We start from the raw sequence: 14,302 nt of genomic DNA, 5'->3' as shown, positions 1-14,302 counted from the left end.
TTTGCCTTTAGAGGAGTCCATGCCAACATAAAGAATATAATTGTTTTCCATAAATAATGACCTTCTTTCATATGTAATCGGTTTTGAATTGCACCTCTAAATCAAGACAAACGCAACCTCGCAAATACGGAGACAAGTGTAGAAACACTGCTGCAACAAACTAATTCGGGTATAAAGTGATGTCAAGTCTAAAGGATTAAGTCTTTTTGAAGTGGACGTACATGAAGTAGCCACAGGGAGTGTGAATAAAACCTTCATTCAAAACAAAACTATTATCTAGAAATTAGAATGTACAATCAATGATGAATTTAATAAAATTCATTAACTGATTACGTACATATTATACGAGAAAGGAGTGTCCATATGAGAAAAGCTATACCTTTAGGAGTAGTAGATTATGAAACCTTAAAGAATCAGAATTATTTTTTTATCGATAAAAGTATGATGATTTATGATTTTTTAATGAGAAAAAGTACTGTCACTCTTATTACTCGACCTAGAAGGTTTGGAAAAACAATCAATATATCAATGATGTCTTCATTCTTTGATATTACTAAAGATTCTAAAGAAATATTCAAAGATACAAAAATTGTTGAAACAGAGTATATATCAGAAATGAATCAATATCCTACAATCTTCATTTCGTTTGCGAATGCGAAGAATGATAAATGGAATGTTGTAAAGGAAATTAAATTACAACTGCGTAAAGAATATGATCGATATGCTCATGTATTTGAACAAAAAATGACTGTATTTGAACAAAACGAGTATGAATCTCTTGTACAAGGATTAATGACAAAAAATGATGGACTTCTAGATAATATTATCGATGCACTTTCTTTTTTGATGGAACGATTAGAGAAATACTACCACAAAAAAGTAATGGTATTCATAGATGAATATGACACACCTTTTATTGAAGCTCATGTTGGAGGATATTATGACGAGTTGCGAGGGGGATTATCTTCTCTGCTGCATAATGCATTAAAGACATCTACGAGTCTACATTATGCAATGATGACTGGTATTCAAAGAGTTGCGAAAGAGAACATCTTCAGCGATTTGAATAATCTGGTTGTATGTACAGTAAAAGATTCAGAATATTCTCAATACTTTGGCTTTACAGAAGAAGAAACGAAACAAACATTAGAATATTATGATTTATCACTCAATGATGAAGTGAAATCTATGTATGATGGATATCATTTTGGAGAACATGATATCTATAATCCATGGTCTATCTTGAATTATGCTTCTAGAAAAGTATTAGAACCTTATTGGGTGAATACGAGCAGTAATACAATGATTAAAAAAGCAATATCTAGCAGTGATGAAGCTTTTGAGAGAGGCTATGAGGAGCTTATTCGAAATGGTGAACTCGAAACCACTGTAAAAATGGATACGAGCTTTTTTGAAGTAAACAATACAGAAAACTTGTGGGGTCTTTTGGTTAATGCTGGATATCTAACATTACACAAAACAATATCTATTCAAGATAGCCTGTATATCATAAAAATTCCTAATCAAGAAGTTCAATTAGAGTTTAGAAAACTTACAGCCTATCATTTGAAAGCGACTGAAACAGATCTGACAGTACTATTCAATTCATTAAAGCGTTGCAAAAAAGAAGATTTTGAAGATAGATATCGAAAGATTCTACTCACATTACCTTCTTATCATGATTTAAAAGATGAAAATAGTTATCATATGATGCTGCTTGGAATGTGTGCCTGGCTTTCTAGTGAGTATGAAGTAATCAGTAATCGAAAAGTAGGAAAGGGAAGATGTGATATCATACTAAAATCCAAGAAAAATCAAATATCATATATTCTAGAATTTAAGTATACAAATGATAGTTCAGTTGATTTGAAACAACTTGCAAAATCAGCAATAGATCAAATTAACAGTAGAAGATATGATAGTGAATTAAGTGGAACAGTGATTCGCATAGGACTAGCACATTATCAGAAAAATGTAGAAATTGAATGGCAATAGGAATATCGGATATTATTTCTGATATTCTTTTTCTATGAAAAAGAACTGTAACGCTCAAGTATTCGTTACAGCCTTTCACAAGTATTTTCCAATTTTACTATTCTTATTCTGCTTAATTTCTTCGACAGTTCCCATCGCAATAATCTCTCCACCAAGTTGACCGCCCTCAGGTCCCATATCAATAATATAATCAGAATTTCTACTGACCACTCCCACGGGCAAGCCCGTGGGGTTCTGATTGCCAAGTGTAGCTTGTAATCGTACATCATTTTCAGACTTTGGAGTTACAAGTGTAAATCTATTTGAATCAGAACTTTCATTACCAAGCAGTCCAACGACCACATTAACGGTAAATTTCTACTTTCGTAAGGAAGTATAATCAATCTCCCTGAATATGTTTTACGCTGTCTTAATTCCGCTATTTAATATTTTGATCTCGTTAACCTTAATCCATTCGATTAGAGCTTTTTCTTTGCTGTAACACTTATCAAATTCAGAAATACATTTGTTTTTATCTATATCCTGGGTTCTGTAATCGTAACAGTATAATAGGAATGATGAATACCAGTCTCTTTGTACTTCAGTACCATCTTGCAGCTTATACATTCGGTCAGATAATCTCTTTTTAATATAGTCATCAACAGTATGATCATATTGACTTGATCTGTAATCATTAGATACTTCAATATATGTGCCACCTGATACCTTGAATTTCTGTTCTACAGCAGCTTGAAACCCGGAAGGACATCTGTTCTTTATGGATTTGCCAAAACGCTTTTTCCTGTTAAACTTGCCTTTACTATTGACCGTAGTTTCTTTAGCTCGTCTCATAAGCCTGCCTGCATTTTTAGGTTCTGTGATAAATACATCTCCAAGACTTCTTAAATGGTTAGCGTCTTCATTTATTGCAAGCTGTCTGTTTATGGCATTGATGCGACATAGTTCAGAGTGCTTTGATTTCAGCTTCTTATAATGATTAGAATATTTCCAGGTTTTGCGGCCTTTTTTAACAGTACCATCATCATTATAATTCTGCGGATTAGTTGCACGTCTTGACCTGTCCATTGCACGGTATAGCAGACGTTCTTTTCTCTCGGAAGTCTGAATACTATTGCCACGCTCTGAAAGATTCTTCAAGCCCACCTCCGTATCAGATGTATAAGCAACAGTCTGTGTACCAATATCAGCACCGATCATTCCTTTGCCATATTTATGTCTTGGATTGCCATGCTTATCATATTTTGGCTTTGCTTTACCCTCGATAGTAAGATGCAGATATACTCTGTATTTACCTCTTATCATCCTGGGAACAAGCGTAGCATAGCAGGGTCTGTATGTATCTATGCAACAGCCATCTTTAATAAGAGTATTAACAGCCCTGTCATCCAGAATCTCAGATTCGGCAAGATATGATAAAATCGCATCTACTTCATCCTGTTGGAATCTATCATTTATTTGTATTCCAAATACCATCCTGCCAAGTTTGAACTGTAGTTTATTATCTATAACGGATATAGGTATACCACGATTCATCTGCTTTGCACGAATACAAGGCAGTTCTCCATATCTTGAGAAATGAATGGCATTGCCATTACCATATAAGCATTTTTCAATACCACGCCAAATATCTTCGGCTTTAGTCAGAGCAAATACAGCGTCTACACCATATTTCTTGCCTATTGGAATCATGGACGTTCTGCAGTATTCCCATGTAATATTATAAGCTTTCTGCATTTCATTAAGTTGTTCAGCATAAGTTTTTCGTTTAGCCTTATCTTTAGAATTACCATAAAGAAAGAGTAATTTACGGTATCTCTTTGTACGCATAAGCTGGTCATAATTCTTTCTCATAAGACCAACAAGCTCATTCCCAGCTTTGCGCATCTTATCAGAAAGAGCCACTACTTTAAGTACATCAGAATAAGACATATCGGTTTCTACAGCCATGATATGCCTGTCAGAAAGTTTATGAAATCGTTTAAGAATCCTTTTGTATTCTTCGTCAGTCATCATTTTTCTGCTCCTTAATATTATCTTAATTACTGTAGATACAAAATATCCTCTAGACCATAAAATACCGCATCCTGCATAGGATTGTATTAATTGTGGAAATGCCTTGAATAGTTCAATAGCACTTATATCTTTAAAAGTCCCTACAACATCACAGGGAGCAGCAGTTTGTGGTACATCTACAAAGACATGTATATGGTCAGGCTTCACTTCAAGAGCCTTAATGTGGTAATAGATTTTTCTGTAATATCTGTTTCAATATTTCCTCTACATTACCTTTTAATACCAGAAATATGAATTTAGAATATCTGATGATGTGATACTGTATCAGATATTTTCAATACGAATCAAGTCAAGAAATATGATACTCTCACCTTCCTCAACAGAATAGATACGTGCAGGGTTTTCAAGTTCTATTTTCCATCCAGCAGGAATGGAAATATTTATTTGTACATTGTCACTTTTAGTTCGTGCCGTTACTTATTTCCACAACTTGAATGATATGCTGAATTATTAGGATAGCACTGTTATGCATGGTTATTATTGTTCGCTATATGTGCAGCATTATTAGGATTTTTCTGATTACAGTGATGGTTGTTTTGTTGTATGTGTATTCATATCATAGTTACTTTTACTAATGATCTGTTTACTTTCTATACTTTAATATACATAGATTATATATCATTTTTCTAAGTATTTATCAAGTGAAATGTGGCTTTCATCCCACACGCAAGCGTGTGGGATGAAAGCCACAAATTTATAACCATGGTACATTATAGAATCCTCATCATTGCTGTACCGTGTACCATCACAATGTTCACAAGTCATTTCTATATCTAGAAGAAACTGTATATCCATAGAAATAGTACCAGTACCTTCACACACAGGACATCTTAACTTACCTGTATTATAAGAAAAATCACCTGCACTATATTGATCACTTAATCTTCCATACAACCTTCTTAAATGATAAAATACACCAGAATAAGTTGCAACAGTACTTCTGACATTATTTCCAATAGGGGAGGCATCAATCAAATCAATCTTATTGACCCATGATGCATCCAATTCTTTTACATGATTAGGAAGTGTTTCATGATTTAATGAAGCCTTTATGGCAGGATATAAAGATTCAAGAATCAATGTTGTCTTACCACTTCCTGATACACCAGAAATAGCTACAATCTTATTTAAAGGAATATCAACGTCGATATTTTTTAAATTATGTACCTTTGCGCCTCTTATTTCCATATGATCAATCATACAAAATCCTCCTAAACAAAAAAACTAGCTATCTCTAGCTAGTTCATCTTAATTAATGGTGCGGCCGATGAGATTTGAACTCACACAGACGTACGTCCACAAGTCCCTCAAACTTGCGTGTCTACCATTCCACCACGGCCGCAACTTTGTGCAACTAAAATTATACTTGAGTTGCACATAGAATTCAACTATTTTTTAAGAAGATTATAGAGAGACTGAGCGTAGATAGCAGCTGCAGTTAATAAATCATCTAATGAAATTAATTCATTTTCTTCATGCATATGATGGTTTTTACCAGGGAATTCACAACCAAAAGCAACACAGTTAGGCATTTCTTTTGCATAAGTTCCACCACCGATAGTCTGAGGACCATGTTCATGATCATTTGTGAACTGTACATATGATTCATGAAGCTTCTGAACTAATTCACTATTAGGATCTACATATAATGCAGGACCAATATCATGTTCTTCACTCAAGCCATACTTATTAACAGCTTCATCTACATTCTTAACAAGTTCATCATTGTCTGAGTCATGAGGAAGACGTAAATCAAGAGTTAATGAACCTTCATTATTTTCATAATCTAAGATACCTAGGTTAACAGTTAAAGCACCCATTTCACCAGTAAATGCGACATTGAACTTTTCGCCTAAATAATCATTGTATAAATATTCATCAACGAATTTTGCGTAGCTATTATCAGTTACACTTGCAATATAATGACATAAGTTACTTGCGGCATTATTACCTAACTGAGGCTGAGATGCATGGGCACTCTTACCTTTTAAGAATAAGTGTGTGTTACCATCTACAACTTCTAAAGAACCTTTGAAGTTATTTTCTTTTAAGAATGCATTATATGATTCTTCATAGTCAGTACCCTTTAATACAGCTTTAGCCTGATCTGGTACGATATTCACTACACGTCCTGAATGAATAGAGATTACCTTATCATCATCTGTTTTACTCTTGATGATGAAATGACAGTTACCTTTTTCACCATATACAACAGGGAAATCAGCATCTGGAGTAAATCCCATCTTTGGATATGGACGATGCTGGAAATAGTAATGCATACAGCGAGAACCATTTTCTTCATTACATCCAAAAATGATACGAACCTTCATCTTCTTTTCAAAATCAAGTTCATTAACAATTTTAGCAGCATAATAAGCAGCAATTAAAGGCCCCTTATCATCAGCCACACCACGACCATAGAGTGTATCTCCATCAAGAGTCATATCATATTCTGGATAATCCCATTCCTGACCTTCAGTAGGCACAACATCTAAGTGTCCAAGAATACCAAAACATTCTTCTCCTTCACCAATATCAATAGAACCAGCATATCCATCACAATCATCAGTAACAAATCCATCTCTTTGACCGATAGAAAGCATTAAATCAAGCGCTTTACGGTTATTTTCACCAAATGGCTGATTTTCTTTCGCAGTAGATTCATCAAGAGTTGAAGGAATCAGACATAAGTCCTTTAAATCTTTCAGCATTTCTTCTTTATGCTTTAATACTTCTTCTTTAAAATCAATCATTTTATTCACCTCAGTGACTATTATATACAATTTTTGAATTATTTGAAACACACATACTGCACCTTTTTGTAACGTTCATTCAAGAGTTGTGCTAATATAGTAAAAAGGGGGCAAAAGAATATGGAGAATAAGGACATACAATTTCATATTACAGTCAAAGGTATTGTGATTTATGAAGGCAAGACATTAATCTTAAAACGTGTGAGACCTTCATCAGATGGACTTGGTTATTGGGAATTACCAGGTGGGGGATTAGAATACGGGGAAGATCCTCACCAGGCGCTTGTTAGAGAATTAAAGGAAGAAACAGGACTAGATATTGAAATCATTAAGCCAGTTTATACATTTACGGCTATTAGACCACATTATCAGACAGTGGGTATTGGTTTCTTGTGTATTCCTACAAATGATCAAGTTAAGATTTCATTTGAACATACAGATTATAAGTTTGTGGATGAAGGTGAATTAGAGAAGACACTTGACCCACATATCTTTAATGATATTAAGAAAACAATCGAAGAATATAACCAGATAAGAGAATACAATGAACTAAAAAGAGAAGCGAACTAGCGCTTCTCTTATTTCATATAGATCTTTTCAACTTCACAGATATACATTGTATGGAAATCTTTATTAGGGTAATTCTTATCCACAAGTGTTTCATCTAAGAAACATTCAGGCTTGATTGTATCTTCATAGAGTTTCTTTCCCACAACGATAATGTCTGCTTCTTCAAATGTAGGAAGACCTTCAATAAATGTAGGTGTTAAATCAGTCTTCGCAATCTTATCTCCATCACGTCCAGATTCTCTACCTAATACTGTTAAATCTTTCATATGTTCTCCATTAAAGAATGAAAGAGTCATCTTATCATTAGAATCTATAAATTCCTTTGTATAACGCTGCGGTCTTACAAAACAAGTCATCACTGGCTTATTCCATAATGTACCCATCTCGCCCCATGAAATAGTCATAGTATTAAATGCGTCTTTATTACCTGCACTGAGTAGTGCCCATTCCTTATTCAATTTATTGAATATTTTTAAATCAAATGTCTTTACATCTACTTCTTTAAACATAGTCATTACCTCCGTTTTTATATTATAAACTTATGCCACTATTTAATCAAATTTGTGCTTGTCAAACAATAGGTTATTTGATACACTACAACTGTATTATACGACTGACGGAAGTGGAATTAACCACATGGAGTATAATTTCTTGAAGAGCCGACCGTCTGGGCAACGTCCTGGACTTAGTAGGCTCTTTTTTTGTTTTTTTGAAAAAATGGAAGCATGCAGGTACTGGATTAGTATATAATTGTTTTGAAAGAAAATAACCTGAAAGAGAGGAAAAACAAAAAAATGTTAACAGACGTAGAAATTGCACAGAGTACAGTCATGGAGCCAATTAAAAATGTGGCTGAAAAGATTGGACTGACTGAAGATGATTTAGAATTATATGGTAAATATAAAGCAAAAATCTCTTTAGAAACTATTAAGAAAGTTGAAAATAATCCAGATGGTAAATTAATCCTTGTGACTGCAATTAACCCAACACCTGCAGGTGAGGGTAAGACAACTACAATGATTGGTTTATCACAGGCATTACATCAGTTAGGTAAGAAGTCTATCGTTGCAATGCGTGAACCAAGTTTAGGTCCTTGCTTTGGTATTAAAGGTGGTGCAGCTGGTGGAGGATATGCCCAGGTTGTTCCTATGGAAGATATCAACCTTCATTTTACAGGTGATATTCATGCCATCACTTCAGCAAATAACTTGATTGCGGCAATGCTTGATAACTCTATTCAGCAGGGTAACCCTTTGAATATTGATACTAGACAGGTTGTATGGAAGAGAGTTGTTGACTTAAACGATCGTGCTTTAAGACATATTGTTGTTGGTTTAGGCGGTAAACCAAATGGTGTTCCTCGTGAAGATGGTTTTGATATTAGTGTTGCAAGTGAAGTGATGGGTATCTTATGTTTATCTACTTCTCTTGAAGATTTAAAAGCAAGAGCTGCAAGAATGATTGTTGCTTATAATTATGATGGTGAGCCAGTCACTGTTGATGATATTCATGCAACTGGTGCTGTAACTTTATTATTAAAGGATGCTATCAAGCCAAACCTTGTTCAGACTTTAGATCATACTCCAGTATTTGTACATGGTGGTCCATTCGCCAATATCGCTCATGGATGTAACTCAGTTATGGCTACAAAGCTTGCTATGAAACTTGGCGATTATGCCATTACTGAAGCAGGATTTGGGGCTGATTTAGGTGCTGAAAAGTTCTTAGATATCAAGTGTCGTCAGGCTGGATTAAATCCAGATGCAGTTGTCATTGTTGCGACTGTTCGTGCATTAAAGATGCATGGTGGTGTCAATAAGAAAGAATTAGGTACTGAAAACCTTGAAGCATTAAAGAAGGGTATTGGTAACTTAACTAAACATATTGAAAACATCAAGAAGTTTGGTTTACCTTGTATCGTTGCTATTAACGCTTTCCCTACAGATACAGAAGCTGAATTAAAGCTATTAGATGATATATGTAAGGAATTAAATGTTGAAGTATCTATTTCTGAAGTATGGGCTAAGGGTGGCGAAGGAGGCATTGATCTTGCTAACAAGCTATTAAATATTCTTGATACAGAAGAATCTCATTATGCACCTATCTATTCATTAGATATGCCTATTGATGAAAAGATCAAGACAATCGCCAAAGAAATCTATGGTGCAGATGATGTTGTCTTCACTAAGAAGGCAGCTAACAAGATCAAGAAGTTCACTGCTCAGGGCTTAGGTGATTTACCAATCTGTATTGCGAAAACTCAGTATTCTTTATCAGATGATGCGACTTTACTTGGACGTCCTGAAGGATTCAAGGTAACAATCAATGATTTGATTCCAAATACTGGTTCTGGATTCTTAGTTGCTATTTCTGGAAATATTATGCGTATGCCAGGTTTACCAAAAGTACCAGCTGCTAATAATATGGACATTGATGAAGAAGGTAAGATTACTGGTTTATTCTAATAATTGAGGTCAAGTTTAGGTGAAAGGCCTCTGAGCACCTAGATCATGAAAGTCATAATGAAAATAATGGAGGACTGAAATGAAAGCTGCAGTAATTATGGGTTCTGCCTCTGATGAAGCAAAGGTAGAAAAAGGAATTGCTATATTAAAAGAATATGGCGTAGATGTTGAAGTACGTGCTTTATCTGCACACCGTGCACATCGTGCATTGAGTGAATTTGTAGAAGAATGCAACAACAATGGAACAGATGTTATTTTAACAGCTGCGGGTATGGCTGCTGCCTTACCTGGTGTCGTTGCTTCTATGACAGTGTTACCAGTTATTGGTATTCCAATTAAAGGTGCAAGTTTAGATGGAATGGATGCCTTATTATCAATTGTCCAGATGCCTTCTGGTATCCCAGTTGCAACAGTTGCAATTGATGGTGCTAAGAATGCTGCTTGGTTAGCACTTGAAATCATGGCAATCAAATATCCAGAATTAAGTGAAAAATTAAAGAACAACCGTCAGGCTATGGAAAAAGCCTGCTTAGATACAAATAACGAAATTTCAGAAAAATACAGATAAGAGGAGAAAACAACAATGGAAAAGAAAGAATTAATGTACGAAGGAAAAGCTAAGGAAATTTTTGCAACTGATAATGAAGATGTTATCTTAATGCATTATAAAGATGATGCAACTGCAGGTAATGGTGTAAAACATGATCAGTTTGCTGGTAAGGGTGTATTAAACCACACTATTTCAGGTATTATCTTTGATATGTTAGAAGAAGCTGGTATCAAGACTCATATGATTGAAAAGTTAAATGATACTGATGATTTAGTTAAGAAAGTAGAAATCTTCCCACTAGAAGTTATTGTGCGTAATATTACAACAGGTTCTTTCTGTAAGAGACTTGGGGCTAAGGAAGGTGTTGTTTTAGCAGAACCAATTTTTGAAATTAGTTATAAGAATGATGAATATGGTGATCCATTAATCAATGAAGACCATGCTGTTGCTTTAGGTCTTTGCACTAGAGATGAATATAACACTATTAAATCTGAAACATTAAAGATCAACGAATTACTTAAGGCTTTCTTTTTAAGATTAAACTTAAAGCTTGTAGATTTCAAAATCGAATTTGGTAAGACTAAAGAAGGCGAAATCGTATTAGCTGATGAAATCTCACCAGATTCTTGCCGTTTATGGGATGTAGATACTAACAAGAAGTATGACAAAGACGTATTCAGACAGGATATCGGAGATTTAATTGAAACTTATAAAGCAGTTCTTGCAAGAATGGAAAAATAATAGATAAAAGGATGAAGAAACATGGATTATAAAAAAGCTGGAGTAGACATTGAAGCAGGTTATAAGTCAGTAGAATTAATGAAGAAGCATGTTAAAGCGACTATGAGACCAGAAGTACTTGGTGGTATTGGTGGTTTTGCTGGTGCTTTTGATTTAAGCAAGATCAAGGATATGGAAGAACCAGTTCTTTTATCTGGTACTGATGGCTGTGGTACAAAGGTAAAACTTGCTTTTGTAATGGATAAACACGATACAATTGGTATTGATGCAGTCGCAATGTGTGTGAATGATATTGCTTGTTCAGGTGGAGAACCTCTATTCTTCCTTGATTACATTGCATGTGGTAAGAATTATCCTGAAAAGATTGCGACTATCGTTAAGGGTGTTGCTGAAGGATGTATTCAGTCTGAATGTGCCCTTGTTGGTGGTGAAACTGCAGAACATCCAGGGTTAATGCCTATTGATGATTATGATTTAGCTGGTTTTGCAGTAGGTGTTGTAGATAAGAAAGATATTATTGATGGTTCTACAATCAAGCCTGGTGATGCTTTAATTGGTATTGCATCTACTGGTGTACATAGTAATGGATTCTCTTTAGTACGTAGCGTATTTGAAATGACTAAGGAATCTTTAGATACTTATTATGATGAATTAGGTACTACTTTAGGTGAAGCATTAATTGCCCCTACTAAGATTTATGTAAAAGCATTAAAGAGCGTAAAGAATGCTGGTATCAAGGTTAAGGGATGTAGCCATATTACTGGTGGAGGATTCTATGAAAACCTTCCTAGAATGTTACCTGATGGTGTAAAGGCTGTTGTTAAGAAGGACAGCTATAAAGTACCTCCTATCTTTGGCTTAATTGCAAAAGCAGGAAACGTTGAAGAAAAGATGATGTACAACACATTCAATATGGGATTAGGTATGGTTCTTGCTGTTGATCCTGCAGATGTTGAAAAGACTATCGAAGCAATTAATGCTGCTGGCTATGAAAGCTATGAAGTAGGTTATATTGCTGAAGGTGAAAAGGGAGCAGAATTATGCTAAACATAGCTGTATGCGTATCTGGTGGTGGAACTGATCTTCAGTCCATCATCGATGCGTGTGAAGCCGGAAAAATCAATGGACAGATCCGTCTGGTTATTTCTAACCGTAAGAAGGCTTACGGTTTAGAAAGAGCCCGTCTTCATGGTATTCAGGCAGAATGGATCAAGGATGAAGATGTGATCTTAAAGAGATTTGAAGAAGAAAAGATTGATGTTGTTGTATTAGCTGGTTATCTTGCTATTGTTGGAGATAAGCTGATTGAACAATATAAGAATCGTATTATTAATATTCATCCCTCACTTATTCCATCTTTCTGTGGTCCTGGATTCTATGGAATGCATGTCCATGAAGCGGTGTTTAAAAGAGGTGTGAAGGTATCAGGTGCAACTGTTCATTTCGTTACTGGAGAAGTGGATGGTGGGCCAATCATCTTACAAAGAGCGGTTGATATTTCAGATTTAGAGACTCCTGAAGATATTCAGGCACGTGTCTTGGAAATCGAACATGAAATCTTACCAGAAGCTGTTGCTTTATATTGTGAAGGACGTGTTTCTGTAGAAAATGAAAGGGTGAAGATCAGTTGAAAAGAGCGTTAGTATCAGTTACAAATAAAGAAGGTATTGTTGAATTTGCGAAAGGTCTTGAAGAATTAGGATTTGAAGTTGTTTCTACTGGTGGAACATATAAGAAACTATTAGAAGCAGGTGTAAAAGCTATTGAAATCGATGATGTGACAGGTTTCCCTGAAATTCTTGATGGAAGAGTTAAGACACTTCATCCAAAAGTACATGGTGGTATTCTATTTAGAAGAGATGTAGAAGAACATGTCAAGACTGTAGAAGAAATGGGTATTACACCTATTGATCTTGTTTGTTGTAATCTCTATGAGTTTGAAAAAGCGCTTAAGGCTGGAAAGCCAATGGCTGAAATGATTGAAAATATTGATATCGGTGGACCTTCAATGATCCGTTCTGCTGCTAAGAACTTCAAGGATGTATTGATTGTTACTGATCCAAAAGATTATGATGCTGTATTAGAAGCTATTAGAGAAGATAAGACTGATTTTGAATTCAGAATGAATCTTGCTTATAAGGCTTATAGCTTAACAGGAAGCTATGATGCAATGATTTCTCGTTATTTCGCTGATCAGGTACATGATGAATTCCCTGATATCTTAAATATTTCATTAAAGAAGACAGATCATTTACGTTATGGTGAAAACTCTCAGCAGAGTGCAAATGCCTACGTTGATCCATATGTTCAGCATTCTTTATTAGATTATGAACAGTTACATGGTAAAGAAATTTCTTTCAATAACGTGAATGACTTATATGGTGCAGTTGCCTGCGTAAGAGAATTTGGTGATCAGTTAGTGACTGTTGCAATTAAGCATTCAACACCTTGTGGAGTTGCTATTGGTAAGACTGGTTATGAATCTTATAAGCGTGCTTATGAAGGTGATCCAACTTCTATCTTTGGTGGAATCATCGCTGTAAACTATAAGATTGATAAGGAAACTGCTTTAGAAATGAAGAAGACTTTCTTAGAAATCATTGCAGCACCTGATTTTGATGATGATGCTTTAGAAGTATTAGAAAAGAAGAAGAACTTACGTTTATTAAAGCTTAAGAATCTTGATGCACGTGATGCTAAGTATGATATTAAGTATCTTGAAGGTAAAGCACTTGTTCAGGAATTAAATACTAAGCTTATTGATGAAATGAAAGTAGTGACTAAAAAGCAGCCAACAGAAGCTGAATTATCTGATATGGAATTTGGTTTAAAGGTTGTTAAATATGTTAAGTCTAATGCAATCGTACTAGTGAAAAACGGATGTACTTTAGCTGTTGGTGGAGGACAGACTTCACGTATCTGGGCATTAGAAAATGCAATTCATAATAATCCTGATAAGGATTTCCATGGTGCTGTATTAGCAAGTGATGCTTTCTTCCCATTTAGTGATTGTGCACAGGTGGCTGATGAAGCAGGTATTAAGGCTATTGTACAGCCTGGTGGATCAGTTCGTGATCAGGAATCCATTGACTATTGTGATGAACATGATATGACAATGGTATTCAATGGTTATAGACATTTTAGACACTAAGGAG

Annotated in this window: 13 protein-coding genes, 1 tRNA gene and 1 riboswitch; of the genes, 8 read left to right on the top strand and 6 right to left on the bottom strand. The window is 35.0% G+C overall.

From position 1 onward, the window contains the following. The first annotated feature begins 363 nt into the window (after positions 1-363). Complete coding sequence (locus ACFOZZ_RS01440) at positions 364-1,995, top strand: AAA family ATPase (protein ID WP_376814535.1); 1,632 nt, start codon at positions 364-366, stop codon at positions 1,993-1,995. A gap of 75 nt (positions 1,996-2,070) precedes the next feature. Here ACFOZZ_RS01440 and ACFOZZ_RS01435 read toward each other — a convergent pair whose 3' ends face one another. The 5 genes from ACFOZZ_RS01435 to pepV all read right to left on the bottom strand — a co-directional run bounded on the left by ACFOZZ_RS01435 (position 2,071) and on the right by pepV (position 6,821). Then, positions 2,071-2,337, bottom strand: a complete 267-nt coding sequence (locus tag ACFOZZ_RS01435; RefSeq protein WP_055289488.1) for a hypothetical protein — start codon at positions 2,335-2,337, stop codon at positions 2,071-2,073. A gap of 57 nt (positions 2,338-2,394) precedes the next feature. Further along, positions 2,395-4,215 carry a transposase gene (locus tag ACFOZZ_RS01430; RefSeq protein WP_376814534.1) on the bottom strand — a complete coding sequence of 607 codons (1,821 nt, stop codon included), beginning with the start codon at positions 4,213-4,215 and terminating at the stop codon, positions 2,395-2,397. A 471-nt stretch (positions 4,216-4,686) separates the two neighbouring features. Continuing rightward, entirely contained in the window at positions 4,687-5,268 is a 582-nt protein-coding gene (locus tag ACFOZZ_RS01425; RefSeq protein WP_055233723.1) for a hypothetical protein, read from the bottom strand. Between the two features lie 56 nt (positions 5,269-5,324). Further along, positions 5,325-5,410 (bottom strand) — tRNA-Leu (locus tag ACFOZZ_RS01420). Between the two features lie 46 nt (positions 5,411-5,456). Beyond that, a complete protein-coding gene (pepV, locus tag ACFOZZ_RS01415) occupies positions 5,457-6,821 on the bottom strand; it encodes a dipeptidase PepV (protein ID WP_376814533.1) in 1,365 nt (454 codons plus the stop codon). A gap of 120 nt (positions 6,822-6,941) precedes the next feature. On the opposite strand from pepV, the gene ACFOZZ_RS01410 reads away from it, so the two are divergent. Next, on the top strand, positions 6,942-7,391 hold the full coding sequence (locus ACFOZZ_RS01410; RefSeq protein ID WP_055233721.1) for an NUDIX hydrolase: 450 nt from the start codon (positions 6,942-6,944) through the stop codon (positions 7,389-7,391). A gap of 8 nt (positions 7,392-7,399) precedes the next feature. On the opposite strand, the gene ACFOZZ_RS01405 is transcribed toward ACFOZZ_RS01410, so the two are convergent. Then, positions 7,400-7,900 carry a flavin reductase gene (locus ACFOZZ_RS01405; RefSeq protein ID WP_376814532.1) on the bottom strand — a complete coding sequence of 167 codons (501 nt, stop codon included), beginning with the start codon at positions 7,898-7,900 and terminating at the stop codon, positions 7,400-7,402. 90 nt (positions 7,901-7,990) lie between these two features. Next, positions 7,991-8,071: riboswitch (ZMP/ZTP riboswitch) on the top strand. Positions 8,072-8,185: 114 nt separating this feature from the next. Between ACFOZZ_RS01405 and ACFOZZ_RS01400 the strand changes: the two genes are divergently transcribed. From ACFOZZ_RS01400 to purH, 6 genes are all read left to right on the top strand, one after another. Then, positions 8,186-9,856, top strand: coding sequence for a formate--tetrahydrofolate ligase (locus ACFOZZ_RS01400; RefSeq protein WP_376814531.1), 1,671 nt, complete (start codon positions 8,186-8,188; stop codon positions 9,854-9,856). A 79-nt stretch (positions 9,857-9,935) separates the two neighbouring features. Next, positions 9,936-10,424: a 5-(carboxyamino)imidazole ribonucleotide mutase gene (gene purE / locus ACFOZZ_RS01395; protein ID WP_006506993.1), complete on the top strand. Its 489-nt coding sequence runs from the start codon at positions 9,936-9,938 to the stop codon at positions 10,422-10,424. 15 nt (positions 10,425-10,439) lie between these two features. Then, positions 10,440-11,147: a phosphoribosylaminoimidazolesuccinocarboxamide synthase gene (gene purC / locus ACFOZZ_RS01390; protein ID WP_006506992.1), complete on the top strand. Its 708-nt coding sequence runs from the start codon at positions 10,440-10,442 to the stop codon at positions 11,145-11,147. A gap of 21 nt (positions 11,148-11,168) precedes the next feature. Further along, positions 11,169-12,194, top strand: a complete 1,026-nt coding sequence (gene purM / locus ACFOZZ_RS01385) for a phosphoribosylformylglycinamidine cyclo-ligase (protein WP_055233718.1) — start codon at positions 11,169-11,171, stop codon at positions 12,192-12,194. Then, positions 12,188-12,778 carry a phosphoribosylglycinamide formyltransferase gene (gene purN, locus ACFOZZ_RS01380; protein WP_055233717.1) on the top strand — a complete coding sequence of 197 codons (591 nt, stop codon included), beginning with the start codon at positions 12,188-12,190 and terminating at the stop codon, positions 12,776-12,778. Before purM ends, purN begins: the two co-directional genes overlap by 7 nt. Beyond that, positions 12,775-14,298, top strand: a complete 1,524-nt coding sequence (gene purH / locus ACFOZZ_RS01375; protein WP_055289588.1) for a bifunctional phosphoribosylaminoimidazolecarboxamide formyltransferase/IMP cyclohydrolase — start codon at positions 12,775-12,777, stop codon at positions 14,296-14,298. Before purN ends, purH begins: the two co-directional genes overlap by 4 nt. The last annotated feature ends 4 nt before the right edge of the window (positions 14,299-14,302 follow it).

The organism is Catenibacterium sp. GCM10023432, assembly GCF_042651925.1.
Classification (GTDB): domain Bacteria; phylum Bacillota_I; class Bacilli_A; order Erysipelotrichales; family Coprobacillaceae; genus Catenibacterium; species Catenibacterium mitsuoka.
The sequence above is the reverse complement of the archived record's forward strand: the minus strand, read 5'-3'. Positions and strand labels throughout refer to the sequence as shown.